Origin of the sequence: Sulfitobacter sp. HI0027 (assembly GCF_001634775.1) — a bacterium.
Classification (GTDB): domain Bacteria; phylum Pseudomonadota; class Alphaproteobacteria; order Rhodobacterales; family Rhodobacteraceae; genus Sulfitobacter.
Map to the genome: position 1 here is coordinate 1 of NZ_LWER01000384.1, position 26,181 is coordinate 26,181.

Annotated in this window: 24 protein-coding genes; 9 read left to right on the forward strand and 15 right to left on the reverse strand. The window is 61.6% G+C overall.

Features of this window, described 5'->3' with window-relative positions; genetic code table 11:
• Nucleotides 1-199 precede the first annotated feature (199 nt).
• Nucleotides 200-679, reverse strand: coding sequence for an Lrp/AsnC family transcriptional regulator (locus A3722_RS17660; protein WP_067622590.1), 480 nt, complete (start codon nucleotides 677-679; stop codon nucleotides 200-202).
• Nucleotides 680-776: 97 nt separating this feature from the next.
• Here A3722_RS17660 and A3722_RS17665 point away from each other — a divergent pair, with 97 nt between their 5' ends.
• The 5 genes from A3722_RS17665 (at nucleotide 777) to A3722_RS17685 (ending at nucleotide 7,503) form a co-directional block, all read left to right on the forward strand.
• Nucleotides 777-1,979, forward strand: coding sequence for a methionine gamma-lyase (locus A3722_RS17665; RefSeq protein WP_067622587.1), 1,203 nt, complete (start codon nucleotides 777-779; stop codon nucleotides 1,977-1,979).
• Between the two features lie 78 nt (nucleotides 1,980-2,057).
• Nucleotides 2,058-4,442, forward strand: a complete 2,385-nt coding sequence (locus A3722_RS17670) for a transketolase-like TK C-terminal-containing protein (RefSeq protein ID WP_067622583.1) — start codon at nucleotides 2,058-2,060, stop codon at nucleotides 4,440-4,442.
• Nucleotides 4,443-4,469: 27 nt separating this feature from the next.
• Nucleotides 4,470-5,390: an isoaspartyl peptidase/L-asparaginase family protein gene (locus tag A3722_RS17675; protein WP_067622580.1), complete on the forward strand. Its 921-nt coding sequence runs from the start codon at nucleotides 4,470-4,472 to the stop codon at nucleotides 5,388-5,390.
• A gap of 143 nt (nucleotides 5,391-5,533) precedes the next feature.
• Nucleotides 5,534-6,112, forward strand: a complete 579-nt coding sequence (locus A3722_RS17680; RefSeq protein WP_067622577.1) for a TRAP transporter small permease subunit — start codon at nucleotides 5,534-5,536, stop codon at nucleotides 6,110-6,112.
• Nucleotides 6,112-7,503, forward strand: a complete 1,392-nt coding sequence (locus A3722_RS17685) for a TRAP transporter large permease (protein WP_067622574.1) — start codon at nucleotides 6,112-6,114, stop codon at nucleotides 7,501-7,503. The genes A3722_RS17680 and A3722_RS17685 overlap by 1 nt, the downstream gene beginning before the upstream one ends.
• Before the next feature lie 259 nt (nucleotides 7,504-7,762).
• On the opposite strand, the gene A3722_RS17690 is transcribed toward A3722_RS17685, so the two are convergent.
• Nucleotides 7,763-8,857, reverse strand: coding sequence for a TRAP transporter substrate-binding protein (locus A3722_RS17690; protein ID WP_067622572.1), 1,095 nt, complete (start codon nucleotides 8,855-8,857; stop codon nucleotides 7,763-7,765).
• Nucleotides 8,858-9,099: 242 nt separating this feature from the next.
• Between A3722_RS17690 and A3722_RS17695 the strand changes: the two genes are divergently transcribed.
• Genes A3722_RS17695 through dctP form a run of 3 tightly spaced genes read left to right on the forward strand, consistent with a single transcriptional unit; the run spans nucleotide 9,100 to nucleotide 12,022 of the window.
• Entirely contained in the window at nucleotides 9,100-9,600 is a 501-nt protein-coding gene (locus tag A3722_RS17695; protein WP_067622595.1) for a TRAP transporter small permease subunit, read from the forward strand.
• A 16-nt stretch (nucleotides 9,601-9,616) separates the two neighbouring features.
• Nucleotides 9,617-10,912, forward strand: coding sequence for a TRAP transporter large permease (locus tag A3722_RS17700; RefSeq protein WP_067622593.1), 1,296 nt, complete (start codon nucleotides 9,617-9,619; stop codon nucleotides 10,910-10,912).
• A gap of 21 nt (nucleotides 10,913-10,933) precedes the next feature.
• Complete coding sequence (dctP, locus tag A3722_RS17705) at nucleotides 10,934-12,022, forward strand: TRAP transporter substrate-binding protein DctP (RefSeq protein ID WP_067916333.1); 1,089 nt, start codon at nucleotides 10,934-10,936, stop codon at nucleotides 12,020-12,022.
• 106 nt (nucleotides 12,023-12,128) lie between these two features.
• Here dctP and parA read toward each other — a convergent pair whose 3' ends face one another.
• From parA to A3722_RS17765, 13 genes are all read right to left on the reverse strand, one after another.
• Nucleotides 12,129-12,767: a ParA family partition ATPase gene (gene parA / locus A3722_RS17710; protein WP_067625413.1), complete on the reverse strand. Its 639-nt coding sequence runs from the start codon at nucleotides 12,765-12,767 to the stop codon at nucleotides 12,129-12,131.
• Between the two features lie 93 nt (nucleotides 12,768-12,860).
• Nucleotides 12,861-13,595, reverse strand: coding sequence for an amino acid ABC transporter ATP-binding protein (locus tag A3722_RS17715; protein WP_067916335.1), 735 nt, complete (start codon nucleotides 13,593-13,595; stop codon nucleotides 12,861-12,863).
• The gene (locus tag A3722_RS17720; protein WP_067627432.1) at nucleotides 13,592-14,266 is read right to left on the reverse strand and encodes an amino acid ABC transporter permease; all 675 of its coding nucleotides are present in this window, start codon (nucleotides 14,264-14,266) and stop codon (nucleotides 13,592-13,594) included. The genes A3722_RS17715 and A3722_RS17720 overlap by 4 nt, the downstream gene beginning before the upstream one ends.
• Before the next feature lie 3 nt (nucleotides 14,267-14,269).
• Nucleotides 14,270-15,028, reverse strand: coding sequence for an amino acid ABC transporter substrate-binding protein (locus tag A3722_RS17725; RefSeq protein WP_067627431.1), 759 nt, complete (start codon nucleotides 15,026-15,028; stop codon nucleotides 14,270-14,272).
• 244 nt (nucleotides 15,029-15,272) lie between these two features.
• Nucleotides 15,273-16,628, reverse strand: a complete 1,356-nt coding sequence (locus A3722_RS17730) for a sigma-54-dependent transcriptional regulator (RefSeq protein ID WP_067627430.1) — start codon at nucleotides 16,626-16,628, stop codon at nucleotides 15,273-15,275.
• Nucleotides 16,629-16,645: 17 nt separating this feature from the next.
• Entirely contained in the window at nucleotides 16,646-16,771 is a 126-nt protein-coding gene (locus A3722_RS25130; RefSeq protein ID WP_259950196.1) for a hypothetical protein, read from the reverse strand.
• A 31-nt stretch (nucleotides 16,772-16,802) separates the two neighbouring features.
• Nucleotides 16,803-18,002, reverse strand: a complete 1,200-nt coding sequence (locus tag A3722_RS17735; protein WP_067916337.1) for a formate dehydrogenase subunit gamma — start codon at nucleotides 18,000-18,002, stop codon at nucleotides 16,803-16,805.
• A 66-nt stretch (nucleotides 18,003-18,068) separates the two neighbouring features.
• Nucleotides 18,069-18,662 (reverse strand): formate dehydrogenase FDH3 subunit beta, encoded by a 594-nt coding sequence (gene fdh3B, locus A3722_RS17740; RefSeq protein WP_067266580.1) that lies wholly within the window; start codon nucleotides 18,660-18,662, stop codon nucleotides 18,069-18,071.
• Nucleotides 18,663-18,674: 12 nt separating this feature from the next.
• Nucleotides 18,675-21,662, reverse strand: a complete 2,988-nt coding sequence (locus A3722_RS17745; RefSeq protein WP_067628690.1) for a formate dehydrogenase subunit alpha — start codon at nucleotides 21,660-21,662, stop codon at nucleotides 18,675-18,677.
• A 103-nt stretch (nucleotides 21,663-21,765) separates the two neighbouring features.
• Nucleotides 21,766-21,978 (reverse strand): twin-arginine translocation signal domain-containing protein, encoded by a 213-nt coding sequence (locus A3722_RS17750; protein WP_067628692.1) that lies wholly within the window; start codon nucleotides 21,976-21,978, stop codon nucleotides 21,766-21,768.
• Between the two features lie 65 nt (nucleotides 21,979-22,043).
• Nucleotides 22,044-22,652, reverse strand: coding sequence for a TorD/DmsD family molecular chaperone (locus A3722_RS17755; RefSeq protein WP_067628693.1), 609 nt, complete (start codon nucleotides 22,650-22,652; stop codon nucleotides 22,044-22,046).
• Nucleotides 22,649-23,290 (reverse strand): DUF3306 domain-containing protein, encoded by a 642-nt coding sequence (locus A3722_RS17760; RefSeq protein WP_067628695.1) that lies wholly within the window; start codon nucleotides 23,288-23,290, stop codon nucleotides 22,649-22,651. Before A3722_RS17760 ends, A3722_RS17755 begins: the two co-directional genes overlap by 4 nt.
• A complete protein-coding gene (locus tag A3722_RS17765; RefSeq protein WP_067628826.1) occupies nucleotides 23,287-23,826 on the reverse strand; it encodes a DUF3305 domain-containing protein in 540 nt (179 codons plus the stop codon). Before A3722_RS17765 ends, A3722_RS17760 begins: the two co-directional genes overlap by 4 nt.
• 381 nt (nucleotides 23,827-24,207) lie before the next feature.
• Here A3722_RS17765 and A3722_RS17770 point away from each other — a divergent pair, with 381 nt between their 5' ends.
• Nucleotides 24,208-26,172 carry a 4Fe-4S binding protein gene (locus tag A3722_RS17770; RefSeq protein WP_067628698.1) on the forward strand — a complete coding sequence of 655 codons (1,965 nt, stop codon included), beginning with the start codon at nucleotides 24,208-24,210 and terminating at the stop codon, nucleotides 26,170-26,172.
• Nucleotides 26,173-26,181 lie beyond the last annotated feature (9 nt).

Here is a 26,181-nt window from a genome sequence, read left to right on the forward strand (position 1 = left end):
GCCAACATAGGCCCCATCGGGGTGATACATCGAGCGGGGCCAGTCAGTCTCATGCGCCAGCGCGTGGTCGACGACGGCTTGCAGGGCGGGGGTGGCGGCGAATGTCATGGGGACTCCTCGGGGCTTGGGGCGAACCTTTCCCAAGGGGGGCGGAATTGTAAACCGGTTAAATGGTTTCGGCGTCCTCAATCGCGCCCGCTCAGCCCCCGATATCAGGATAGACCTGAGAGCGTTTGACCACCCCGTAGACAAAACTGGTGTCGATTGACCCGATGCCGCCGATGGGGTGCAGCCGGGCGCGCACGAAACGCTCGTAGTCTTCCAGATCACCCACCACCACGCGCAGCAGGTAGTCTGACAATCCGCTCATCACAAAACACTCCAGCACCTCCGGGATCGCGCGAATCTGGTTTTCAAAACGTTTCACCGTGCCCTCGTCATGGCCATCGAGCGTCACCCGCACCATGACCGTAACCGGCAGGCCGTAGGCCTTGGCGTCGACCTCCACACTATAGCCACGGATCGCGCCGTTTTTCTCAAGCGCGCGCAGGCGGCGGAGACAGGGGGAAGGCGACAGGCCAACTTCCTCGGCCAGATCAAGGTTCGTCATCCGGCCATTGCGCTGTAGCGCGCGGATGATGCGGCGGTCAGTCGCGTCCAATCGGGGTGTTTGGGGCATGATATGCCAAATCCTCTGCAATCTGCGCATATATTAGCAACCAAATGCCTCTTATGCCATCGGATCATGCCCTCAAAATCAATCAGGGGGGCCAGCCATGACCGAGAACCAGAAATCCTTTTCCACCCGCGCCATCCACCACGGATATGACGCGCAAAGCGAACAGGGCGCGCTGAACCCGCCGATCTACATGAGCTCGACCTTCACCTTCGAGACCGCCGAGGCCGGTGGCGACATGTTCGCGGGCGAACGCGCGGGGCATTTCTATACCCGCATTTCCAATCCGACGCTGGACCATCTGGAAAAACGTATCGCCAATCTTGAGGGGGCCGAAGCAGGCCTCGCCACCGCCTCGGGCATGGGGGCGATCACCTCCACGCTCTTGACGTTCCTGCAGGCGGGCGATGAGATCACCATCGACAAGACGCTCTATGGTTGCACCTTTGCATTTATGACCCACGGTCTGCCGCGCTTTGGCGTCAAGGTGACGCTGGTCGACATGACCGAGCCTGAAAACCTCTCCGAGGTAATCAGCGCCCAGACCAAGATCGTCTATTTCGAAACCCCTGCGAACCCGAACAACCGTCTGGTGGACATCGCCGCGATCTCGAAGATCGCACATCGCGCGGGGGCCAAAGTGGTGGTCGACAACACCTATGCCACGCCGGTGATCACCCGGCCCATCGAACATGGCGCGGATATCGTGCTGCATTCGGCGACGAAGTTTCTCTCCGGACACGGCGATGTGGTGGCTGGCCTCGTGGTCGGCAGCGCCGAAGACATGACGCAGGTGCGGCTTGTCGGGCTCAAAGACATGACTGGTGCCGTGATGTCGCCCCTGACCGCCATGCTGCTCTTGCGCGGGATCAAAACGCTGGAACTGCGGATGGAACGGCACTGCGCCACGGCCGCCAAGGTGGCCGAGGCACTCGAAGCGCATCCGGCGGTGCTGCATGTCGCCTATCCGGGGCTGGAGAGCTTTCCGCAGGCCGAACTGGCGCGGGGGCAGATGGGCAATTTCGGCGGCATGATCCCCTTTGAGGTCAAGGGCGGCAAACCGGGCGGTATCGCCTTTATGAACCGTCTACACCTCATTCAGCGCGCGGTGAGCCTTGGCGATGCGGAAAGCCTGATCCAGCATCCGGCGAGCATGACCCATTCCACCTATTCCCCCGAGGAACGCGCCGAGCATGGCATCGCCGAAGGGCTGGTGCGGCTCTCGGTCGGGCTGGAATCTGCGGAAGACATCATTGATGACCTTTACGCCGCGCTTGGCGCGCATAACATGCAAGCGGCCTGATCCGGCAAAGATCGGACCAGTCGCGGGCGGTGTCGAGGAGGGCACCGCCCGAGGGATCCTCAAGATGAAAGACCTGCCATGACCGCTCTCGCCCCTGCCCAGCTCAAGACCATCGAACAACGTCTGCTGTGGCTGTCGCATTGGATGATCCACAACGCCAACCACATCCGGCCCAAGGTGGACGGGATCAAGGTGGGCGGGCATCAGGCGTCTTCGGCCTCCATGGTGTCGATCATGACGGCGCTTTATTTCAGCGCCCTGCGGCCCGAGGACCGGGTTGCGGTCAAACCCCATGCTTCGCCGATCTTCCACGCGATGCAATATCTGATGGGCAATCAGACCCGCGAGAAGATGGAAAACTTCCGCGGATTTCAGGGCGTGCAGAGCTACCCCAGCCGGACCAAGGACATCGACGATGTGGACTTCTCCACCGGCTCGGTCGGCCTTGGCGTGGCGGTGACTTCCTTCGCCTCATTGGTGCAGGATTACATCACCGCGAAGGCTTGGGGCGCGGATGTCGATCTGGGCCGCATGGTGGCGCTGGTGGGCGATGCGGAACTCGACGAGGGCAATATCTATGAGGCCCTGCAAGAGGGTTGGAAGAACGATCTGCGCAACACATGGTGGATCATCGACTACAACCGCCAATCGCTCGACGGGGTGGTGCGCGAGGGGCTGTTCAAACGGATCGAGCAGATTTTCGACGCCTTCGGCTGGGATGTGGTCAAGGTGAAATACGGCGCCCTGCAACGTGCGGCTTTTGACGAGCCGGGCGGCGACAAGCTGCGCGACTGGATCGACAATTGCCCGAACCAACTTTACTCGGCGCTGACCTATCAGGGCGGCGCGGTCTGGCGCGAGCGGCTGATGGAGGCGCTTGGCGATCAGGGCGATGTGACCGCGCTGATCGAGGCGCGCAGTGATGACGAACTGGCCGAGCTGATGGAGAACCTCGGCGGCAACTGCGTGGAAACCATGGCCGAGACCTTTGCCGCCATCGACCACGACCGCCCGGTCTGTTTTCTGGCCTACACGATCAAGGGCTGGGGCACGCCGATCGCGGGGCACAAGGACAACCACGGCGGGCTGATGACCAAAAGTCAGATGGCCGCTTGGCAGAAACACATGGGCGTGAATGAGGGCGCGGAATGGGAGAAATTCGCCACCGTCGACGACCCCGATTCCCTGCAAGCCGCGCTCGACCGCGTGCCGTTTTTCGCCAAGGGCCGCCGTCGCTACAGTGACGCGACCCTGCCGGTGCCGCAGATCGAACTTTCCAGCGACCGCGAGATTTCCACGCAGATGGCCTTTGGCAAGATCCTCGACGATCTGTCGAAGGGCGACAGCGATCTGGCCGCGCGCATCGTCACCATGTCCCCCGACGTGACCGGCACCACGAACCTCGGCCCTTGGGTGAACCGGCGCAAGCTGTTTGCGCGCAGCGAACAGGCCGACACCTTCATCAACGAGAAAATCCCCTCCACCGCGAAATGGGAGTTCACCCCCGAGGGCCAGCATATCGAGCTTGGCATCGCCGAGATGAACCTCTTTCTGCTCTTGGGTGCGGCGGGTCTGTCGCATTCGCTCTTTGGCAAGCGGGTCATTCCCATCGGCACGGTCTACGACCCCTTCGTCGCCCGCGGCTTGGATGCGCTGAACTATGCCTGCTATCAAGATGCGCGCTTTATGATTGTCGGCACGCCATCGGGCGTGACGCTCGCCCCCGAGGGCGGCGCGCATCAATCCATCGGTACGCCGCTGATCGGGATGAGCCAAGACGGGCTGGCGAGCTTCGAGCCTGCCTTTGCCGATGAGCTTGCGGTGATCATGCAGTGGGCTTTCGATTATCTGCAAAAGGATGGCGAAGGCGACCCGGACGAGCGCACGTGGCTGCGCGATGAGACCGGCGGCTCGGTCTATCTGCGGCTCACCACCAATCCCATCGAACAGCCCGGCAAGCGCGTGGACGAGGACTTCCGCCAAGGCGCCATCGACGGGGCCTATTGGCTGCGCAAGCCGGGGCCGAACTGCGACGTGGTGATCGCCTATCAAGGTGCGGTGGCGCCCGAAGCGATCAAAGCGGCGGGCAACATCGCCGAAGGCCGCCGCGACGTGGGCGTGCTGGCAGTGACCTCTGCGGATCGTCTCAACGCCGGATGGACGGCGGCGCAACGCGCCCGGGCGCGGGGCAACCACGCGGCACAGAGCCATATCGAGACGCTGTTGGGGCAGCTCCCGCGCGACTGCAAACTGGTCACGGTGATCGACGGGCATCCGGCGACGCTTTCGTGGTTGGGCTCGGTGGTGGGGCACCAGACCGTGCCGCTTGGGGTTGAGCACTTCGGCCAAACCGGCACCATTGCCGACCTTTATCGCCACTTCGGGATCGACGCGCGGTCGATCGTGGAAAAGGTGCAGGGGCTGACCCCGGGCCGCCAGATGCTGCACCGGGTTGCGGGCTAGACGCCCCCCCGGATCGAAAGGACCGACATGACCTATTCCCTTGCGATTCACGGCGGTGCCGGAACCCTCCTGAAGGAAAACATGACGCCCGAGAAGGAGGCCGCCTATCACGACGCCCTTGCCCGCGCGCTGGAAGCCGGCGAAGCCATCCTGCGCGAAGGCGGCAGCGCGATGGACGCGGTCGAAGCGGCGGTCTGCGCGCTGGAGAATGAGCCCCTGTTCAACGCAGGGCGCGGCGCGGTCTATACCTCGGAAGGCACGCAAGAGATGGACGCCGCCGTGATGGATGGGCGCGACCGCAGGGCGGGATCGGTCGCCGGTGTCTTTGGCCCGAAGAACCCGGTGAAACTGGCCCGCGCGGTGATGGAGCGGACCGAGCATGTCACGCTCATTGGCCCCAACGCGCTCGAGATCGCGCGGCAGGCCGGGCTTGAATTCGGCGACCGCGACTACTTTTTCACCCAGTCCCGCTGGGACGCGCTGCAAGAGATGCTTGCGATACGGGCGCGCGGCGAGGTCTCGGACGATCCGGCGGTGCGGCATGGCACCGTGGGCGCCGTGGCCCGCGACACGGCCGGCAATATCGCCGCCGCCACCTCAACGGGGGGCATGACCGCCAAGGCCCCGGGCCGCGTGGGCGACACGCCGATGATCGGGGCAGGCACATTCGCCGATAACGCGACCTGCGCGGTCTCGGCCACCGGACATGGAGAGGTCTTTATCCGCTGGAATGCCGCCGGAGAGATCGCCGCACGCATGCGCCACGCGGGCGAAGACCTTGCCACCGCCGCCGATCATGTGGTGCTGCAGGATCTGGCCCCCAACGACGGGTCGGGCGGGGTCATCGCCCTGGACGGCGCGGGCAATATCGCCATGCCGTTCAATTCCCAAGGGATGTACCGCGGCTCGGTGCGGCAAGGCAGCGCCCCCGAAACCAACATCTACTGAGCGGCCCCGCCCTTCGGTTGCCCTCCTGCAACTGCGGGCGGGACAAATGCGGCCCGTTGAGGGCCACCCGCCATCTAAATCTTGACATTTAGCCCCCTCCCTTTGATTGACGGTCAAACGAACTTGACGGGAGAGGGGACAAGGTGCGTTTCTTAGCAGCAATTGCCAGAGTTATCTGCGCGGTGAACTTATTCATCGGCAATCTCTTCTCATGGCTCGCACTCGGCATCGTGTTGGTCTGTTTCACCGTGGTCGTGCAGCGCTATCTTTTCGCGATCAGCTTCGTTTGGATGCAAGATCTTTATATTTGGCTAAACGGCGCGATGTTCACCGCCGTTGCGGGCTTTGCCCTGCTGCGCGACGACCATGTGCGGGTCGATATCTTTTACCGCCCCGCCACGATGGCACGCCGCGCGCTGATCGACCTGATCGGCGTGGTCGTTTTTTTGCTGCCCTTCTGCTGGATCGTTTATACCTATTCGATGCCCTTCGTGACACGCGCATGGGGTTATCAAGAAGGGTCCGCCAATGTGGGCGGCATGCCGGGGCTTTATATTCTCAAGGCCTTTATCATCGGCTTTGCATTTCTACTCGCAATTCAAGGGATTGCATGGATCATCCGCTCCATCCTCGTGCTCAGCGGCAATGCTGAGCTGGTGCCCAAATCCATGCAATACAGCCGGGACCAAATCCCCGCAGACCATCCGCAGGGAGCCGTTTGATGGATCCGATTTTGATTGGCGAGATGCTCGCCGCGCTTATGTTCTTTGGCGTGATCGGCTTTTTGCTATTGGGCTTCCCGGTCGCCTTTACCCTCGCTGGCGTATCATTGCTTTTCGGGGCCGTGGGCATTGGCTTCGGCGTTTTTGACCCATCGAACTTCGGCTCGCTGCCGAACCGCTACATCGGCTTTATGACCAACGAAGTGCTGGTCGCGGTGCCACTTTTCATCTTCATGGGGGTGATGCTGGAACGCAGCCAGATCGCCGAGCAACTGCTGCTCACCATGGGCAAACTCTTTGGCAATATGCGCGGTGGTCTTGGGATTTCCGTGGTGCTGGTGGGCGCGATGCTTGCGGCCTCTACCGGGGTTGTGGGGGCCACGGTGGTCACCATGGGGCTGATCTCTCTGCCCGCGATGCTGCGGGCGGGCTATGATCCCAAGCTTGCGACCGGGGTGATCTGTGCCAGTGGGACATTGGGCCAGATCATTCCGCCGTCCACCGTGCTGATCTTTATGGGCGACATGCTGTCGGGCATTAACTCTCAGGTGCAGATGGCCAAGGGCAACTTTGCCCCGACGCCGGTCTCGGTGGGGGACCTTTTTGCCGGGGCCCTGCTGCCGGGCATTTTGCTGGTCTCGCTTTACCTCAGCTATGTCTTGTTCAAGGCCGCGACCGCGCCGGCCTCTTGCCCCGCGACGCCGGTTCCTGCGGATGAGAAAAGCCAGTTGGTGCGGGATTTCTTTGTGGCCCTCGTGCCGCCGCTTTTGCTGATCCTCGCCGTGCTGGGCTCGATTCTCGGGGGCATTGCCACCCCGACCGAGGCGGCCTCTGTCGGGGCGGTGGGGGCGATGGTGCTGGCGGCCCTGCGTTGGCGCCTGTCCTTCCGCATTCTGCGGGAGACGATGATCGCCACGGCCACGATCACCAGTATGGTCTTCATCATTCTGCTGGGCGCCTCGGTCTTTTCCATCGTGTTCCGCATGATGGGCGGCGACAATCTGGTGCATGAGTTCCTGAGCAACCTGCCCGGCGGCCCCTTGGCGGCGGTGGCGGTGGTGATGATCATCATGTTCTTCCTCGGGTTCATCCTTGATACCTTTGAGATCATCTTCATCGTGATCCCGATCACCGCGCCCGTGCTTTTGATGCTGGACATTGATCCGATCTGGCTGGGCGTGCTGGTGGGGGTGAACTTGCAGACCTCCTTCCTGACGCCACCCTTCGGCTTTGCGCTGTTCTATCTGCGCGGGGTGGCTCCGGCGGATCTGCCGACCAGTGCGATTTACAAAGGCATCCTGCCGTTTGTGATGTTGCAGGTGGTGGCGATTGCGATCCTTTTCGCCTTCCCGCAGATCGTGACATGGTTGCCGAAGCTGATCGCCGGGTAAGACGGCGTTTATCCAGAGCAAGGGCCCGGTGGAAACGCTGGGCCTTTTGCGTTTGTACGCGAAGGGCATCGCCCTCTCTTGGGGGCGATCGGAACCTGCGAAAGTGGCCGGTGCGACGCGACACTCTTTACCCATCCGGCTGGCGAGAGGTTGCAAAATCGCCCCGTATGCCACCGGGCGGGAGAGAGACTAGGCCCCTACCCCAATAAAAAAGGCCCGGTGTCTCCACCGGGCCTTTCCTCATCACTCAACGCGAAGCTTAGTACTTCAAGAACTTTTGACGCGCCTGAACGTAGGGGCTGTCGATGTTCTCGGTCCGGGTGCGGACGAGGTTCAGCGCTTCGACAAAGCTGTCGGCGGTCTTCTTGACCAGCGGATCGTCGCTGTTGCGCAGCTCTTCGACCACTTCGACCGAGGCTTTGGCACCGGCTTCCATGATGTCGTCGGGGAAGTTGCGCACGGTCACGCCATGCTCTTCCTGCAGCGTCTTCAGCGCACGGGGATCATTTGCGTAGAAGTCGGCGGCGACTTGGTCGTATTCCGCTTGGCTTACATCGCGAATGATCGCCTGCAGGTTCTCGGGCAGTTCCTGATACTTCTTCTTGTCGACGACAAGCTCGGTCGCCAGACCCGATTCCACGAAGGACGGCATGTAGTAGTTCTTGGCCACCTGATGGAAGCCGAGCGCCAGATCGTTATAGGGGCCGACAAATTCTGCGGCATCGAGTGTGCCCGACTGCAGCGCTTGGAAGATCTCGCCCGCGGCCATGTTGGTCACGGTTGCGCCCAGCTTCTCCCACACGCGGCCACCAAGGCCCGGCGTCCGGAAACGCACGCCTTTGACATCATCGAGGCTTTTCAGCTCATCGCGGAACCAACCACCCGTCTGGGTACCGGTGTTGCCGGACAGGAAGCCCTGAACGCCGAACTGGTCATAGATCTCGTCCCAGATTTCCTGACCGCCCATGTAGCGCATCCAAGCGGTAAGCTCGGGCGTGGTCATGCCGTAAGGAACGCCGGTAAAGAAGGACAGCGCAGGCGATTTGTTCTGCCAGTAGTAGGCGGCACCGTGGCTCATCTCGGCGGTGCCGTCGATCACGGCGTCGAGCGATTGCAGCGGCGGCACCATCTCACCGGCCGAGAAGACCTGAATGGTCAGCTCGCCACCCGAGGCGGCGGTGATCCGGTCGGCCAAACGCTGCGCGCCGACACCCAGACCGGGGAAGTTTTTGGGCCAAGTGGTGACCATGCGCCACGTGATGTTGCCCTGCGCAATAGCGGGCGCGGCAAGTGTCGTGGCGGCGGCACCTGCCCCCATCACACCAGCTTTGCGGATAAATGAACGACGATCCATGTTTTTCCTCCCAAACGGATATTTGCTAAGCCTCCCCCGACGTCGATGCGGAGGGCTCTGCGCAGCAGATAATCGTCGCTTTTCGAAAATGTCCATGGCTTAGGCAAATTGAAACCTCTCCATCTGGACAAACTCTCCCCACGCCGCATACGTAGTGCTACTTAAAGCAGCATTATTATTGGTCTTTTGCCTTGTTTTTGGCAGAAAGGCCAATAATGTGCGAGCTGCCAGGGAGGGCTCAGATCTTGATAAAATTCATCGACCGGATGAACGAATTCGTCGGGCGTATCGTGTCGGTCGTCGCCGTCATTTTCGCCGCAATCATCATCTATGACGTTTTCATGCGCTATGCGCTGAATGACCCGACTCGCTGGGCTTTCGACGTTACGAAACAGTTATATGGCTTCTATTTCGTGATGTTGGGCGGCTATGCGCTGCGCCATCAGGCCCATGTGCGGGTTGACCTGATCACCGAAACCCTTGCCCCCACCCTGCGACGCTGGGTCGAAGCGGCGGGCTATGTGATCTTTTTCTTCCCCTTTGCGTGGATCTTCACCACCCGCTCCTATGAATTCGCCATGCGCTCCTATGCCCAAGGTGAGACGACATATGGCTCCGTGCAGCTGCCGGTCTATCCGCTGAAAATGGCCATGGCGCTCGCCGCCGGTCTTTTGTTGCTGCAAGGCGTGGCGGAATTTTTGAAACTCGTACTTAACCGTCAGGAACTGCCCCGTGACGCCTGAACTCATTGCACTCACCATGTTTGGCCTGCTGTTGCTGGGCCTTTTCATGGGCCACCCGCTGGCCTTCGTTCTGGGCGGCACCGCCGTTTTGGGCGCTGTCATCGCTGGCAAGCCCATGGTGCTGGGCATCGTCATCAACCGGATTTTCGGCGATGTGCTCGACAACTTCACGCTGATCGCGATTCCGCTGTTCATCTTGATGGCGCGGTTCCTGTCCGATTCGGGCGTGACGGATAAGATGTTCGAATCGCTTCGGCTTTTGATGTCGAACATCCGCGGCGGCCTTGCGCTGGCGGTGGTCTTCATCTCGATCCTGCTGGCCGCCACCACCGGCATCATCGGCGCGTCGATCACCGTGATGGGCGTGATGGCCCTGCGCCCGATGCTGCAATATGGCTACAGCCCGACACTGACCACCGGCGTCATCGCGGCTTCGGGCTGTCTGGGTATCCTGATTCCGCCGTCGATCATGTTGATCCTCATGGCCTCCTATTCGCCCCTGTCGGTGGGCGAGCTTTTCGCCGGTGCGATGGTGCCCGGCGTGGTGCTGGGGCTGCTCTATGCGGTGTGGGTCTTTATCGTGGCCGTGGTACGCCCGGATATGGCCCCCGCGGTTGAGCCGGATGAGAAGATCTCCAAACCCGCGCTGGTGCGGATGCTGCTGATCGAAGCCGTGCCGCCGCTGGTGCTGATCCTCGGTATCCTTGGCTCCCTGCTTGCGGGGATTGCCACCGCAACCGAGGCCTCGGCCATCGGTGCTGCGCTGGCTCTGCTTATCGTGATCATGCGCCGCAAGTTCACATGGGCGAGCTTCTATGGTGCGATGTTGGAGACGGGCCGGACCTCTGCGATGATTCTCTTTATCGTCATTGGTGCGACGGCCTTTACCGGGGTGTTCAACATCACCGGGGGTCTGCGCGCCACGCAAGAGATCATCCGCAACCTCGATATGGCCCCATGGATGCTGATCGCGATGATGATGTTCATCGTCTTCATTCTTGGTGCTTTCCTCGATTGGACCGGCATCGTGCTGCTGTCCTTCCCGATCTTCCTGCCCATCGTGCAGGAGATGGACGTGAGCCTGTTGTGGTTCGTCGTCCTAATGTCGGTGGTCTTGCAGACGTCCTTCCTCACCCCGCCCTTTGGATATGCGCTGTTCTACCTGCGCGCCATCGCCCCGCGGGAGGTCAAGACGTCGCATATCATCATCGGTGTGCTGCCGTTCATCGGGCTGATCCTGATGATGTGCGTGGCCATCGCCCTGTTCCCGCAGCTTGTCACTTGGCTGCCGGAAACGCTCTATACAAAATAAATCAACGGAGGAGAGAATATTATGAAATTGAAATCAACACTTGCCGGTCTGGCACTCTGCGCTGGCTTTAGCACGCAGGCCGCGGCCCAAGACAACTGGACCATGACCACCACATGGCCCACTTCGCTGGAACTGATCGAGATCGACAAACACTTCGTTGATCTGGCCAACAAGCTGACCGGCGAAGACCTGACCATTGAATTCTTCGAAGGCGGCTCCCTCGTGCCCGCGGGCGAAGTTTTCGGCGCCGTTGAATCGAACACCGTGCAGGCTGGCGCCGACTGGCCCGGTTACTGGGCTGGCCGCAACTCTGCCTTCTCGCCGCTGGCGACCACGGCGAGCCTGTTCAACGCGGTTGATTACGTCAACTGGATCGAGCAGTGGGGCGGCAAAGAGCTCTACAACGAGATCTACGGCAAGTTCGGCATGGTCTACCTGCCCTACGGCGTGACCAACAACGAATCCGGTTTCCGCACCAACGAGCAGATCGTCACGCTGGAAGACCTCAAGGGCAAGCGTCTGCGTCTGTCGGGTCTGGAGCAGGGCCGTCTGTTGGAAAAACTGGGCGGCTCTCAGGTCTCCATGGCTGGTGGCGAAATCTACCAGTCGCTTGAGCGCGGCGTGATTGATGGCGCGGAATTCTCGACCCCCAACGTCGACTTCTCGGGCGGTTTCCAGCAGGTCACCAAATACTGGGCGACACCGGGCTGGCACCAGTCGGCGTCGATCTTCGGTGTGATGATCAACAAAGGCGCGTGGGACGCGCTGTCGGACGAAACCCGCGAAGCGCTTGAAATCGCGGCACAGGCCAACCTCGTCTGGTCGCTCTCCTTCACCGAGAAGCGCGCGACCGAAGCCTATCAGCAGTTCCTCGATGCGGGCATCGAGATCAACCGCTACGACGATGAAACGCTGGCCACCGTTCAGGAAATGGCCAACGAAACCATCGAAGAAACCGCCTGTGAGAACCCCGATTCCGCAAAGGTTTACCTGAGCCAGTTGGAGTATCTGAACGACTACGCCAAATGGCGTGATGCATCGGCCCCCTTCAACTTGGGCCGCACGCCCAACGGGCCGGACATCGAAAAAATCCGCGCCTGCGCGGAGTGATCTGAGCCTATCGGTTCTAACGGAAAGGCCCGCCAAATGGCGGGCCTTTTTACGTTTTCGGGGGCTTAGTCTGTACCGAGACAGAATTAAACCCGCTCAGCCGGGACTACAGTTCAAGAATGCCTGCGACCTCTTGCGCTAGCGCGCGGACTTCATCCGCGGCAGGGCCGGACTTTTTTGCCTCAACCACACCCAGACCCCGGCCAAGGGCATCGGCGTAGATCACTCTGTTGGCCAGCGACGCGTCAAGCCGCCCGGCCCCAAGCTCGGCCACCGACTTGGCCACGTCATCGCCGACCCGCGTGCCGGCGCGGGTGCGGTTCATCACGATATGCGTCGGTTTCTGCGCACGCTCGGCCAAATCCAATACGTCATGGGTTGCCCAGACGTCGGCCTGACTGGCCGATACCGGCACCAACACCAGATCCGAGTCGCGCAGGACCCAACGCACATCGCTATCCGCTTTGGGGGGCGTATCGATGAGAATGACATCAGCCTCGTTGCCGACCGTCCGGATGGCGCGGGATATCCCATAGGGGGTCGCCGTTGCGAACTTCAGTTTTGGGTTTAGTCCAAGCATCTCTTCGCGAATGTCGAGCCACTTGCCGAGGCTGCCTTGAGGGTCCGTATCCAACAGGCCAACGCTTTTGCCCGCTGCTAAATAGGCAATCGCCAAGTTCGAAACGAGGGTGGTCTTGCCTGCCCCACCCTTTTGTTGGGCTACACAGATAATCCGGGCGCTCATTTGCCAAGCCTTCAATAGGTTCTCTGCACCGCAGCATAGCGGGCCAAGCCGGTAAAAGCGACAAATACCTCGCGACAGGCGCGCGGCACCCGCCTAGCCCTCGACGCGCTTGAGAAACTTTTGCAATCGCGCATCCTTGGCCACGCTGAAAATCTTGGATGGCGGGCCGCTCTCAACAATCTTGCCGCCGTCCATAAAGATCACCCGATCCGCGATCTCACGGGCGAACTGCATCTCATGGGTCACGATCAGCATGGTTTGCTTGCGCTCTGCCACCGCGCGCATCAGGTCCAGCACCTCACCGACCCATGCAGGATCAAGCGCGGATGTCGGCTCATCAAACAGCATCAACTCGGCCCCAAGCGCCATCGCCCGGCCGATGCCGACACGTTGCTGTTGCCCGCCGGACAGTGCTGCGGGGAAACTGTCGGCCTTGTCGGCCAATCCGGTCTCGGCCAAGACCGAAAGCGCGCGCTGCTCGGCCTCGCCTTTGGGGCGCTTTTGCACGGTAACAAGCGCCTCCATGATGTTCTCTTTCGCCGTCTTGTTGGCGAACAAGGCGTAGTTCTGAAACACCATCGCGGTCCGACGGCGCAGCGCCAGAATGTCCGCCTTGCGCGCCTTCGCAGCGTCAACCGTCACATCGCCGATGCGGATGGTCCCCGCCTGCGGCACGTCGAGGAAGTTGAGACAGCGCAGCAGGGTCGATTTGCCCGTGCCGGAGGGGCCGATGACAACCACGCGCTCGCCTTCCGCAATCTGCAAATCAATGCCATTGAGGACCGGCGCGCCGCCGAAATGTTTGGTCAGGCCAGTGATATCGATCATCGGACGAACGCCTTGTTTAGATAGGTTTCAAGCCGCTTTTGCATCTGGCTAAGCGCTTCGACAATGACCCAATAGATCATCGCCACAACGAGATAGGCCTCGAAGTAAAGGAAGCTGCCCGCCGCCTCTTTCTGGGCTGCGCCCATCATTTCGGTCACGCCAAGAGTAAAGGCCAGCGAGGTGCCTTTGATCATGTCGATGAAATAGTTGACCAATGTGGGCGCGGCGATCCGGGCGGCCTGTGGCAGGATGATACGCCGCATCATCTGGCCTTGGGTCATGCCGATGGATTGCGCGGCCTCCCATTGGCTGCGGTCGACCCCCATGATCGCGGCGCGGATGCTCTCGGCCATATAGGCCGAGAAATGCAAGGTCAGCCCCATGATGGCGGCGGTCACACCGTTGATATCCGACAGGAATGACAGCACCTGCGGCAGGCCAAAGTAGAACAGAAACAACTGCACCAGCAGCGGCGTGCCGCGGAAAAAGCTGATGAAGACGATCACGAACCAGTCGAGAACAGGCACTTTGGCCACCCGTTCGACAGCCAAAAGCGAGGCGAGGATCAGTGCGAACACCATCCCCGCCACCGCCATGAACAAAGTTAACGGTACATAGCCCAATATGACGGGCACCAGCCCCAGCATGTAGTCAAGGTCTAGCGCCCGCATGGGTTACTCCGCTTTGGTGATGTCAGTGCCGAACCATTTGTCCGAGATTTCGGTCAGTGTACCGTCTTCGCGCAGGGACTCCAGCGCGGTGTCGACACGGTCCCGCAGGGCGCGGCCTTCGTCATTGTCTTGGAACGGCAGCGCGTTGCGGATTTCGGAGAACGGCTTGCCTGCCAGTTGCAGCGGCAGGGGGCTTTCCTGAATCAGCTGGGCAGAGGAAACCCGGTCCATCACGAATGCATCCACCCGGCCAAGCGCGGTGTCTTGGGCGATGTTGGACTCATAGGTCTTGATCTCGATCTCATCTGCAAAGTCGAGTTCGTTCAAAAGCTGCTCGAAGTTCGAGCCGAGGTTGACCGCAACGGTTTTACCGCGCAGGTCTTCGACGCCACCGATCTCTTCGTTGCCCTCTTTGGTCACGACCTGCGCGCCATCAAATACGTAAGGCGCGGTAAAGGCGAACTTTTCTTCACGCTCTGGCGTGATGGTGATCTGGTTGGCGATCGTGTCGATGCGGCCTGCGTCCAGCGCGCCGATCAGACCGGAAAAGGCCATGGTTTCGAACTCAACCTCAAAGCCCGCCTCTTCGCCGACAGCATTCATCACGTCGACTTCGAACCCCTGAAGCACGTCCTGCTTAACGAAGGTGAAGGGGAAATAGCCGCCCGACATGCCCACGCGGAGCGTTTCATTATCTTGGGCGAAGGCTGCGGTGCCAGAAACCGCGGCAAGCGCGGTGGCGGTAACGATCTGTTTCAGCATTGAATTTACTCCTGTAACGCTTGAGCATCAGATGTCACCGGGCGCCGCCCGCTTCAACACCATTGCTGAAACAGGAACGTTTGACGGGCGGGATCGGTTCAGAAGGAATGGGAGCTATGGCCATCGGGTGTGCGCGGGTCGAATTTCCTACTGTGGGCCCAGAGACAGAACAGAATTCCCGAAAGGAACGATGGATTCCGCGCCCGCGGAACGGATATGCGCAAATCACATAGCTTTGCTCCCCTCAAAGGGCGTCGATATCCAGCCCCTCAGCGGCCCAAGCGGCAAGCTTGCGGTCAACGGTTTTACGAGAGACACCCAAGCGCCGCGCGGCCTCGGCCCGGTTGCCGCCCGAAAGATCAAGAATGTGCAGCATGTGGCGCTGCGTGACCAGTTCGAGATCCTCGATTGCCCTTGGCCCATCGACAGTGCCATGGCCCGCAAAGGCTTCGGGCAGGCTGCCGAGGATGACCGACCGTTCGATCAGATTTCGCAATTCTCGCACATTGCCCGGCCAATCGTAGCGCCGCAGCTTGAGCAATGTCTCGGCATCCAACCGCAGCGCGGGCATGCCAAGCGCGGTCGAGAATTGCTGCATGAACATCGCCGCCAGCTCGACGATATCATCCGAGCGGTCCTTGAGCGGCGGCATCGCGACTTCGACAACATTCATGCGGTGATAAAGGTCTGCGCGGAAACGCCCCTCCTCCACCGCTTTGGGCAGATCGGCATTTGTGGCGAAAAGGAACCGCAGGTTCAGCGGAATTTCCCGCTCGGCCCCTTCGGGCCGGATGCGTTGATCTTCCAATACCCGCAACAAGGCCGCCTGCAACTGCTCCGGCATCTGCGCCACTTCATCAAGGAACAGCGTGCCGCCATCGGCCAAAAGGAACAGCCCCGGCTGTAGGGTTTCGTTCCCCTCCACCGCACCGAAGAGTTCCGGCACGATCCGATCCGGCGTAATGGCGGCGCAGTTGACCGCAACGAAAGGATGGTCGGCGCGGTCAGACATCTGGTGCAGTTGCCGCGCGGCCAACTCCTTGCCGGTGCCGCTGGCCCCAGTGAAAAGCACCGGCGTCGGGACCGGGGCAAGCCGGTTCAGCATCCCGCGCACCTTCGACAGGGCCTCGGACTTGCCAAGCATCTGCACCGCTGCCCCGCCCTGCAATTCACGCCGCAGCAGTGTGTTGTCGCGGCGGAGGTTCTTGCGGTCGAGCGTGCGGGAAACGGCGCCGAGGATTTGGTTCGCCCGGAAGGGTTTCAGCACGAAATCACTGACGCCCGCGCGCAGCGCGGCGATGGCGGTTTCCAGATCGGCATAGGCGGTGATCAGAACCGTGTCGGCGTAGAACCCTTTGCGGCGCTGCTCGACCACCCATTCCAGCCCGGTTTTGCCGGGCATGACATTGTCCAGAACGACCACATCGAAATGCGCCTCGTCCAAGAGTTTGGTGGCCTCTGCAGGCGACGCGGCCTGTGCCACGCGCTTGACACGCGGCTCCAAAATCTTGGTCAGGAAATGGCGCATTCCCGGTTCGTCGTCGATCACAAGGATCGACGCGCCTTCGAGCGTGCCGCCGTATTCATCGCCTGCCGCCATGATATGCCTCTTCGGTGTCAGTCCAGCCGGACGTTTTCACCTGAATAGACCTCAGCCGAGGAAAAGCCTATCTCATGCAGTCCGAAATAGGCCACAACGCCGATCACCGCGACGCCCAGAAACCCTGCCAGCATGGCTTTCATTGCGCGTATCCTTTTACCTGAACGCCGCCCATCATTCTGCGGGGGTCCGCTTGTCATCTTTGACCTCATCAAGCCAGAGCGAATGGTGCTGCTCGGCCCAACGTTCATCAACCTCGCCGTTGCCCATGGCGTCAAAGGCGCCTTCCATACCGAGTGTCCCGATATAGATGTGGCCCAAGATCACCGCCATCATCAGAAAGCCGATGATCGCGTGCCACAGTTGGGCATATTGCATTTCGGCATGGGGCGTCAGATCGTCCTGCAAGGGACCAAAGCCTGCGGCCTCGGCCATGCCGATGTCATTGATAAGGTTGAAGGTATGCCCGAAAAGCTGGATCTCGAAGGGAAACAGCAGCGACAGCCCCGAGAGCGAGACCGAGAAGCCCAGCAGGATCACGGCCCAAAAGACGATCTTTTGCCCGAAGTTGAACTTTTTCGCAGGCGGGTGTTTGTCGCCGATGAAACCGCCGCCTTGCTTGATCCAAACCCAATCGGTCTTGTTCGGGATATTGTGCCAAATCCACATCACAAAGACCATGACGAGCGCAATCATAAAGGCCCATGAGACGTTGTTGTGGATGAACTTAGACCCGGTCAGCAGGACCGAGTTGAACTCACGCCCCAAGAGCGGAATGACCACCTTGCGGCCAAAGAGCGTGGCCAAGCCTGTCAGGGCAAGCAGGATGAAAGACCCGGCCAGCATCCAATGGGCAAACCGTTCGATCGCTTTGAAGCGAATGACGGTGCGCCCGACCTTGCCGCCTTCGATGCGGATCCGCCCCCGCAGGAGATAGAACAGCAAGAGCACGGCCAGCGTTCCGGCAAGAAGCCAAGCGCCGTAGGTTGCCAGCGGCCCTTCGCGGAATTGCTGCCACCACATGCCGTTGTCTTGCACCAAGACGCGGCCGGTCTTGTTCATCGTGCTGACGCGCACGGGCAATTCGTTATAGCGGATGCCGCGCCACAGGTCCGGGTCCGAGCGCCCGCCAAGCGGGCCAAGGCCCGGCACCGTTGCGGCGTCGCCGCCCAGATTGTTGCGCCGGAACCCGTCGTCAATCTCGGCCCCGTTTTGGCGGCGTTCGATGTCGGCCAGGTTCTGCGCGCCGCCGGTGTTGGCGCGGTCAATGGCCGAGGGGGTCGCGTTCTCGGGCAGGCGCACGTCCTGCGCCGTGGCGCTGACCGGCAGCGCGGCCAAGGCGAGAATGAAAAGAGCCATCAGGTGGCGCAGCATGGGAAATCCCCCGGCTAGACAGATATGGAGTAAAGGGGCGACCCGGTCAGGCCGCCCCGAAAGCCGTTACTGGCCTTTTTGCTCGTAAGCCGTGCCCCAGCCCCAAGCGCCGGAGCCAAAGCCGCGCGCGACGACGCGCTCGCGGTAGATGTCGGAGACCATGTCACCGTCACCGGCCAGAAGCGCCTTGGTCGAACACATCTCGGCGCAGATTGGCAGTTTGCCTTCCGCGATCCGGTTGCGGCCGTACTTCTGGAACTCCGCCTGAGAGTGGTTTTCCTCAGGGCCACCGGCGCAGAAGGTACATTTGTCCATCTTGCCGCGGCTGCCGAAGTTGCCAGCCTGCGGATACTGCGGCGCGCCGAAGGGGCAGGCGTAGAAGCAGTAACCGCAACCAATGCAGAGGTCCTTTGAGTGCAGGACGATGCCATCGTCGGTCTGGTAGAAACAATCCACCGGGCAGACCGCCATACAGGGCGCGTCCGAGCAGTGCATACAAGCGACCGAGATCGAGCGTTCGCCCGGTTGGCCGTCTTGAATGGTCACCACGCGGCGGCGGTTGATGCCCCAAGGGACTTCGTGTTCGTTCTTACAAGCCGTGACACATGCGTTGCATTCAATGCAGCGCTCGGCATCGCAGAGAAACTTTGCTCTTGCCATTCTCTTATCTCCTTACGCTGGCATAATCTTGCAGAGAGTCGCTTTGGTCTCCTGCATTTGCGTCACTGAATCGTAGCCGTAGGTCTGAACCGTGTTGGTGCTTTCGCCCAGAACGATCGGATCGGCCCCATCGGGGTATTTGTCCCGCAGGCTGACACCTTCCATGTGCCCGCCGAAGTGGAAGGGCATGAAGGCCACGCCCTCGCCCACCCGTTCGGTGACCATGGCCATCACTTTGATCTTGCCGCCCTCGGGCCCTTCGACCCAAACGTCGGACCCGTCGCGCACGCCAAGGTTGTTGGCGTCACGGGTGTTGATCTCGATGAACATGTTCTGTTGCAACTCGGCCAACCATGGGTTCGACCGGGTCTCGTCCCCGCCGCCCTCATATTCGACCAAGCGGCCAGAAGTGAGGATGATCGGGAATTCCTGCGAGAAGTCGTTCTTTTGGATCGAGGCATAAAGCGTCGGCACCCGCCAGAAGGTCTTGTCTTCGTAGGTTGGGTAATCCGCGACCAGATCGCGCCGGTTTGAATAAAGCGGCTCGCGGTGTTTTGGCACCGGATCGGGGAAGGTCCAGACCACACAGCGGGCCTTGGCGTTACCGAAGGGGGCGCAGCCATGTTCAATCGCGACCCGCTGGATGCCGCCCGAAAGGTCGGTCTTCCAGTTGATGCCACCGACTTGGGCCACGTAATCCGATTCCATCTCGCCTTGATGCGAGGTTTCACCGACCTCTTCTTGGCCATCGTCCGCATTTTCAGGCTTCTCGTAACCTGCGACCGCTTCGATGATGGCGCGTTCCTCCGCTGTGAGATCGCCGTCCCAGCCCAAATCCGTCAGCATCTGCATGGTGAATTCAGGATAGCCGTCTTTGATCTCGGAGCCTTTGGAATAGACACCTTCGGCGAGCAGGTTCTCACCGTCACGTTCAACGCCGAAACGGGCGCGGAAGGTCAGGCCGCCTTCGGCCACTGGCAGCGACAGATCGTAAAGGTTCGCCGTGCCGGGGTGGTTCATCTCGGGCGTGCCCCAGCAGGGCCATGGCATGCCGTAGTAATCGCCATCCGCCGGGCCGCCGTTGGCACGCAGAGTGGTTTTGTCGAAGGTGTGCTGGTTCTGCATGTGCATCTTCATCCGCTCGGGCGACTGCCCGGTATAGCCGATGGTCCACATGCCTTTGTTGAACTCGCGCGTCAGGTCTTCGATGAGCGGCTCTTCACCGTTCACTTCGATGTTGCGGAACATGCGATCATCAAAGCCGAACTTCTTGGCGAACTTATAGAGGATCGTGTGGTCCGGCAGGCTTTCAAACAGCGGCTCGACGACCTTTTCGCGCCACTGGAGCGAGCGGTTCGATGCGGTCACGGAACCGGAGGTTTCGAACTGCGTACAGGCCGGGAGCAGGTAGGTGTTGTCGGTCCGATCGTGGAGAACGGCAGAGACGGTTGGGTATGGGTCGACCACAACCAGCAGGTCGAGCTTTTCCATCGCCGTTTTCATCTCACCCTGACGGGTCTGCGAGTTCGGCGCGTGGCCCCAGAGCACCATGGCTTTGGTGTTGTCGGGCTGCTCAAGGTTCTCACGGTCCTCAAGCACACCATCGATCCAACGCGACACCGGGATGCCGATGAGGTTGATCATCTTTTGCTCTTCGCCCGCGCCATCGGTCCACGAGGCGAAGCGGCTCTGGATCCATTCCAGATCCTCACCCCAGACCCGCGCCCAATGCGCCCAAGAGCCATCGGACAGGCCGTAGTAGCCCGGCAGCGTATCGGCCAGAACGCCAAGGTCGGTCGCGCCTTGCACGTTGTCGTGGCCGCGGAAGATGTTGGTGCCGCCACCGGCGGTGCCCATGTTGCCCAAGGCCAGCTGCAGAATGCAGTAGGCGCGGGTGTTGTTGTTGCCGTTGGTGTGCTGCGTGCCACCCATGCACCAGATCACGGTGCCGGGGCGGTGGTTGGCCAGTGTCCGCGCGACGCGCTGAAGCTGTTCGCCGGGCACGCCGGTGACGCGCTCAACCTCATCGGGGGTCCAGTTGGCGACTTCCTGACGGATTTCATCCATGCCCCAGACGCGGGTGCGGATGAATTCCTCATCCTCCCAACCGTTCTCGAAGATATGGTAGAGGATACCCCAGACCAGCGCCACGTCAGAGCCGGGACGCATCCGCACATATTCGTCGGCATGGGCCGCGGTGCGGGTGAACCGCGGATCGCAGACGATCAGCGGCGCGTTGTTCTCTTCTTTGGCTTTCAGCACGTGCTGCAGCGACACCGGGTGCGCCTCGGCGGGGTTGCCGCCGATGATGAAGATCGCGCGCGACTTGTGGATGTCGTTGTAGCTGTTGGTCATGGCGCCGTAGCCCCATGTGTTCGCCACGCCCGCCACGGTGGTGGAGTGACAGATCCGCGCCTGGTGGTCGACGTTGTTGGTGCCCCAATAGGCGGCGAACTTGCGGAACAGATAGGCCTGTTCGTTGGAGTGTTTCGCCGAGCCGAGCCAGTAGACCGAATCCGGACCGGAGGTGTCGCGGATCGACAGCATCTGATCGCCGATCTCGTTGATCGCCTGCTCCCAAGAAATCCGCTGCCATTCGCCGCCGACTTTCTTCATCGGATACTTCAGGCGGCGCTCGCCATGGGCGTGCTCACGGACCGAAGCACCCTTGGCGCAATGCGCGCCGAGGTTGAAGGGGCTGTCCCAGCCGGGTTCTTGACCGAGCCAAACACCGTCCGACACTTCGGCGATGACGGTACAGCCGACCGAGCAATGGGTGCAGACGGATTTCTTGACTTCCATCTTTCCGCTGACGGCTGCGGTGGCGGCTGATGCCTGTTGCACGCTGCCCGCGGTGCCTGCAATGGCCGCAAGCCCGCCGATGGCAAGGCCCGAGCCGCGCAGGAACGCGCGCCGGTCAATACCGCTGCGCGCCACATCGGACATGATGCCTGTCCGCTGCGCAGACCGCGCGACCCCATTGGTCTTTTTCCTCAACATATCTTCACTCCCTATGCGCGGGCTGGTCCCCGCCTGAGGTGGCTATTGAACGGCGGGTGTTATCGCCTTGCCAAGTTTTCGGGGCCGCGCCCCGGTTATCTGATTAGAACCGCGCGGCGGCGTAATAGGCGCGCGTGTGTTCGGTGTCTTGGATACGGTCCGACGACAGGTCGGGGGCTTGGGCCGCTTCGGCTTCGCTCCCTGTGGTGGCCACGGCAACGGCGGCCAAGGGCGCGGCGGAGCCCGCGAATTTCAGGAAGTCGCGCCGGTCCTTGCGAACGGGTGCGTCGGTGGTACCCTCTGGCTTGCGTGTCATCTTCTCTCTCCTGTTACGTCTCTTGTTCAGGGGCGCGTGGCCCCGCCTGTCTCATCGCGGTGGGTCTAGTCGTCTTTGCTGAGCCGGAAGGCTTCGGCTTCAATCTGCATGAAGGCACGGCCAATTTTGCCCACGGGGGCATAGAAGACCGAGTTTTTCGCCCCTTCGAGGTCGGCAAAGAAGTGCCCAGCCCAAGGGGCGATATGCCGGTTAAAGAATGTCTTCTGCTGCGTCAGCGTGGCCGGTGCCGAAAAACGGCCCGCGATCATCGCGCCCATCATTTCCATCAGCGACGCGATGTTGTCTTCGGGCTCAAACACATTCGCCGCCCGTTCAAGCCCGCGTGCAACCATATCCTGACGCAGGGCGGCCAGCGGTTTTTCGTTGAGAAAACCGGTGAGGTAAAAGCTCGCATAGGGCAAAAGCTCGCCCCGGCCCAGCCCGATGAAAAGCCGGTTGAACTCACTCTCGGCACCCGAGGGTTTGGTCTTGGCGGCAAGTTTCGACAGCGTCTTGAATCCCTGCCCCAACTCGCTGTCATCCCCCGACAGGCCCGCGCATTGATCCAGCAGCATCTGATCCGGCGGTCCGGCAAGGATTAGGCCCATGAAGTTGTAAAGGTCCGCGCGCAGGCGGTCTTCTTCGGGCAGGGGCGTCGCGGCCAATTGGGTCATGCGCTGCTACCTTCCATGTCCTGTGCCAGATCACTGGCGAAGTGAAACCGCATGCGGCGGTGGGTCGGCGCGGGCTGCGCTTCGGATTCTTCTTCCGGGGCGGCATGATGCACCTCAAGAGGCGCATCTGGGGCCAGCGCCGTTTCGGTCCGGCGGGGGCCGGGCACGACGACATCATGGGTCGAGGCCAGAACGGGCGCGTCATTGTTGGCGCTCTCAACCGTCTCTTCGGGCGCGTCGGCCTCAGCGGTCAGCACCTCTTCGACCTTCGAGACCATGCCGCGGCCCACTTGGTAGATCGTGTTAACCGGTTTCCCAGCTGTCGCCGCCGCTGTGTAATCGTCGTCGTAATCGTTCAACCCGTCAAGGCAGGCCAGCACCGGGTTGGTTTTCCAAAAGCTGCGCAGCGCGCGGGTCTTGAGCCGTTGGGGCAGTTGCGCCTTGAGAAAGGCACGCAACTGTTCGCCGCTCACCAGATCCTCGGGCGCGGGCAGATCGAACTCGGCCAGCAGGTCATCATCGCTGCGCTCGGCCAGCGCGGCTTCTTCAGCCTCTGCCACCTGCGCTGCGTGAACGCGCACTTCGGCTTCTGCCTCAGCCGCGACGGCGGCGCGGCGTTTCTGCCAAAAACCGCTCATGCCAGACGCTTTCGTTTCAGCGCGGGCGATGCATAGATGTCCGCAGGCTTTTCAATGCGCGGATCCCCGATCCCGTCTTGTTTAAGATCAGTGCGCAGACGATCCCGGCGGCGTTTGACGAAGGCTTCCTCTTGGTGGAACTCTTCGACGAATTCTTGCACCCATGCCATCAGGCCCGGCGTCATCGCGACCTTTTCCACCACCTCTTCGGCGCTGTCGCAATAATCCTGCGCCTCATAGGGCGATGCTGTGACCAGCGCGAGTTTGAAGGGGCGGTCGGTTGCACCGGGAATGGGGCGCATCACAACATAGACACAAGGCACATCCGCGCCAAGGCCGTGGACATAGGCTTCGGTCTCGGCTCCGTGGAGGTCCAGCTTGAGCGTGGCGGCGTGGTATTCGACGATCTCACCATCGCGGCGCAGCTCGCGCCAATCTGCCTCCCCGGCACCGGGCAGCACGGCGGTCGCTTTCCAGCTCCACTTGGCCCAACGGGTCACCCCCGGCGCGCGCCGCAGTACAATGCCCAAGGGCATCGTCCGATACATTGTCGGGTTGTGAATCAAATTGCTCCTCCGTTTCAACGACCTTCGCCGCAAAGGCCGGTCCGGGGGAAGCGCTAATCCGCGCCAAAGCCCGAAAAACCCGGCTTTCGAGACAAGATGGCCCATCGGCTAGGCCCGTCAATGGCGCCTCGGCCTAATTGTCTAACTTGAGTGTTTCGCTCGGAAAATGAGGGAATCGCAAATTTCGAATCACTGCCCCCGCTGACCGCTGTTTCTGCCTGCTTCACCGCTTAGGAGCAGCACCGCCACGCCGCGAATTTCGGTTGTAGGGGGTGGCAAATCCCGTCTAGCTTGGGGCCTCTGCCCTGCCCAGATGGGCTGCGGAATGTCGTGCGAGATAAGGGAAAATTCATGGCCAAGACATTGATAACATGCGATTGCGCAGGGTCGCAGCGTATCGATTCCGATGCACTGGCCGAGCGCAGCGGTTTGGCGGTCGCGCCCCCCTGTTCGGCCCTCTGCACCACCCAGATCGACCGGGCTGCCAAGGCCCTGACCGCCGGGGACGCAATTTTATGCTGCACCCAAGAAGAGCGGGTCTTTACCGAATTAGCCGAGGATTTGGGCCTGACCCCTGCCCCCCTCTTGGACCTGCGCGACCGGGCCGGATGGTCGGATGACCCCCGTGACAAACTACCCAAAATGTCCGCCCTCGCAGCCGAGGCGCTTTTGGACGCCCCGGCAGAGAAAACCATCGATGTCGGCTCCGAAGGGCTTTGCCTGATCGTGGGGCGCGGCCCGGCGGCGCTGGAGGCGGCGGCGCAGCTCAAAGACCATCTGAGTGTCACGCTGTTGATGGACGACGCGGTGACACAGGCCGAGGACAATCTGCCCGAGGTGCGCGATTTTGACCTCATTTCCGGCAAGCTGCGCCGTGCCAAGGGCGCGCTTGGACAGTTCGAAGTGGTGATCGACGCGCTGCGGCAGGTCGACCCGCGTGGCCGGGGACCGCTCAACTGGACCGCGCCGCGCGACGGCGCGCGCAGCCAATGTGACATCATCATCGACCTGCGCGGCGAGACGCCGCTGTTCCCGGCGCATGAAAAACGCGAAGGCTACCTGCGCGCCGATCCCGGCCACCCGCCTGCCGTGGCCGCCGCCGTGCTGGCTGCCTCGCATCTCACCGGCACATTTGAGCAGCCGCTCTATGTGCGGACCGAGCCGCTGCTCTGCGCCCATTCCCGCGCGGGGCAAACCGGCTGCACCAATTGTCTGGACCTTTGCCCCACTGGCGCGATCACGCCCGACGGCGATCATGTTGCGCTCGATCCAATGATCTGCGCGGGCTGCGGTGCCTGTTCCTCGGCCTGCCCCTCGGGTGCGATCAGCTATGACGCGCCGCCCGTCGATTTCACCATGCGCCGGGTGCAGACGCTGGCGCGCGCCTATCTCGAAGCGGGCGGCGAAGCGCCGCGCCTCATGGTGCATGACGCCCATGGCGCCGAGATGATCCGCCTTGCCGCACGCCACGGGCGCGGACTGCCTGCCGATGTGGTGCCGATGGAACTCGATGCGCTCGCCGCCTTTGGCCATGCTGAGGCGCTGGCCGCGCTCGCCGCCGGGTTCGCCCATGTCTCGCTTCTGCTTGGCCCCAAGGCCGACCGCGACGCGATTGAGGCGCAGACCGCGCTGGCCCGCGCCATTGCGGGGGAAGCGCGGATGTCGCTGATCGACACCCCCGACCCCGAGGCGCTGACCGACATCCTCTATGACAGCGAGGCCCCTGCCCCCGTCGCCCAGCCGGTGCGCCCCATGGGCAGCCGCCGCCAGATCGCCCGGCAGGCAGCGCGGGCGCTCAACCCCGAGGCTGAGGTGTTGGACCTGCCCAAGGGTGCGCCCTACGGTGCCGTTCTGGTCGACAAGGATGCCTGCACGCTGTGTCTTTCCTGCGTATCGCTCTGCCCTTCGGGCGCGCTTGGCGACAACCCGGACTTGCCGCAACTGCGCTTTCAGGAAGACGCCTGCCTGCAATGCGGGCTCTGCGCCAATGTCTGCCCCGAGGATGCCATCACCCTCGCGCCGCGCCTCGACCTGACCGAAGCCGCGCTGAGCCAGCGCGTGCTGAACGAGGAAGAGCCTTTTGCCTGCGTCGAATGCGGCAGCCTCTTTGGCGTGAAATCCACCGTAGAGAAAATCACCGACAAGCTGCGCAGCCATTCGATGTTTGCCGATGAGGCAAAACTGCGGATGATCCAGATGTGCGATGACTGCCGGATCAATGCGCAGTATCACAGCACCAACAACCCGATGACCGGCAACGAACGCCCGCGCCCTCGGACCACCGACGATTACCTCTCCAAACGGCGCGACCACTAGGCCGCCCAC

Coding starts and splice junctions, on each gene's coding strand:
- A3722_RS17725 (WP_067627431.1), bottom strand. CDS start 15,028: ATGCTGAAACAGATCGTTACCGCCACCGCGCTTGCCGCGGTTTCTGGC.
- A3722_RS17660 (WP_067622590.1), bottom strand. CDS start 679: ATGCCCCAAACACCCCGATTGGACGCGACTGACCGCCGCATCATCCGC.
- A3722_RS17720 (WP_067627432.1), bottom strand. CDS start 14,266: ATGCGGGCGCTAGACCTTGACTACATGCTGGGGCTGGTGCCCGTCATA.
- A3722_RS17755 (WP_067628693.1), bottom strand. CDS start 22,652: ATGACCCAATTGGCCGCGACGCCCCTGCCCGAAGAAGACCGCCTGCGC.
- A3722_RS17715 (WP_067916335.1), bottom strand. CDS start 13,595: ATGATCGATATCACTGGCCTGACCAAACATTTCGGCGGCGCGCCGGTC.
- parA (WP_067625413.1), bottom strand. CDS start 12,767: ATGAGCGCCCGGATTATCTGTGTAGCCCAACAAAAGGGTGGGGCAGGC.
- A3722_RS17670 (WP_067622583.1), top strand. CDS start 2,058: ATGACCGCTCTCGCCCCTGCCCAGCTCAAGACCATCGAACAACGTCTG.
- fdh3B (WP_067266580.1), bottom strand. CDS start 18,662: ATGGCAAGAGCAAAGTTTCTCTGCGATGCCGAGCGCTGCATTGAATGC.
- A3722_RS17685 (WP_067622574.1), top strand. CDS start 6,112: ATGGATCCGATTTTGATTGGCGAGATGCTCGCCGCGCTTATGTTCTTT.
- A3722_RS17735 (WP_067916337.1), bottom strand. CDS start 18,002: ATGCTGCGCCACCTGATGGCTCTTTTCATTCTCGCCTTGGCCGCGCTG.
- A3722_RS17765 (WP_067628826.1), bottom strand. CDS start 23,826: ATGCCCTTGGGCATTGTACTGCGGCGCGCGCCGGGGGTGACCCGTTGG.
- A3722_RS17690 (WP_067622572.1), bottom strand. CDS start 8,857: ATGGATCGTCGTTCATTTATCCGCAAAGCTGGTGTGATGGGGGCAGGT.
- A3722_RS17730 (WP_067627430.1), bottom strand. CDS start 16,628: ATGGCGGCAGGCGATGAATACGGCGGCACGCTCGAAGGCGCGTCGATC.
- A3722_RS17700 (WP_067622593.1), top strand. CDS start 9,617: ATGTTTGGCCTGCTGTTGCTGGGCCTTTTCATGGGCCACCCGCTGGCC.
- A3722_RS17760 (WP_067628695.1), bottom strand. CDS start 23,290: ATGAGCGGTTTTTGGCAGAAACGCCGCGCCGCCGTCGCGGCTGAGGCA.
- A3722_RS17750 (WP_067628692.1), bottom strand. CDS start 21,978: ATGACACGCAAGCCAGAGGGTACCACCGACGCACCCGTTCGCAAGGAC.
- A3722_RS17665 (WP_067622587.1), top strand. CDS start 777: ATGACCGAGAACCAGAAATCCTTTTCCACCCGCGCCATCCACCACGGA.
- A3722_RS17675 (WP_067622580.1), top strand. CDS start 4,470: ATGACCTATTCCCTTGCGATTCACGGCGGTGCCGGAACCCTCCTGAAG.
- A3722_RS25130 (WP_259950196.1), bottom strand. CDS start 16,771: ATGAAAGCCATGCTGGCAGGGTTTCTGGGCGTCGCGGTGATCGGCGTT.
- A3722_RS17745 (WP_067628690.1), bottom strand. CDS start 21,662: ATGTTGAGGAAAAAGACCAATGGGGTCGCGCGGTCTGCGCAGCGGACA.
- dctP (WP_067916333.1), top strand. CDS start 10,934: ATGAAATTGAAATCAACACTTGCCGGTCTGGCACTCTGCGCTGGCTTT.
- A3722_RS17770 (WP_067628698.1), top strand. CDS start 24,208: ATGGCCAAGACATTGATAACATGCGATTGCGCAGGGTCGCAGCGTATC.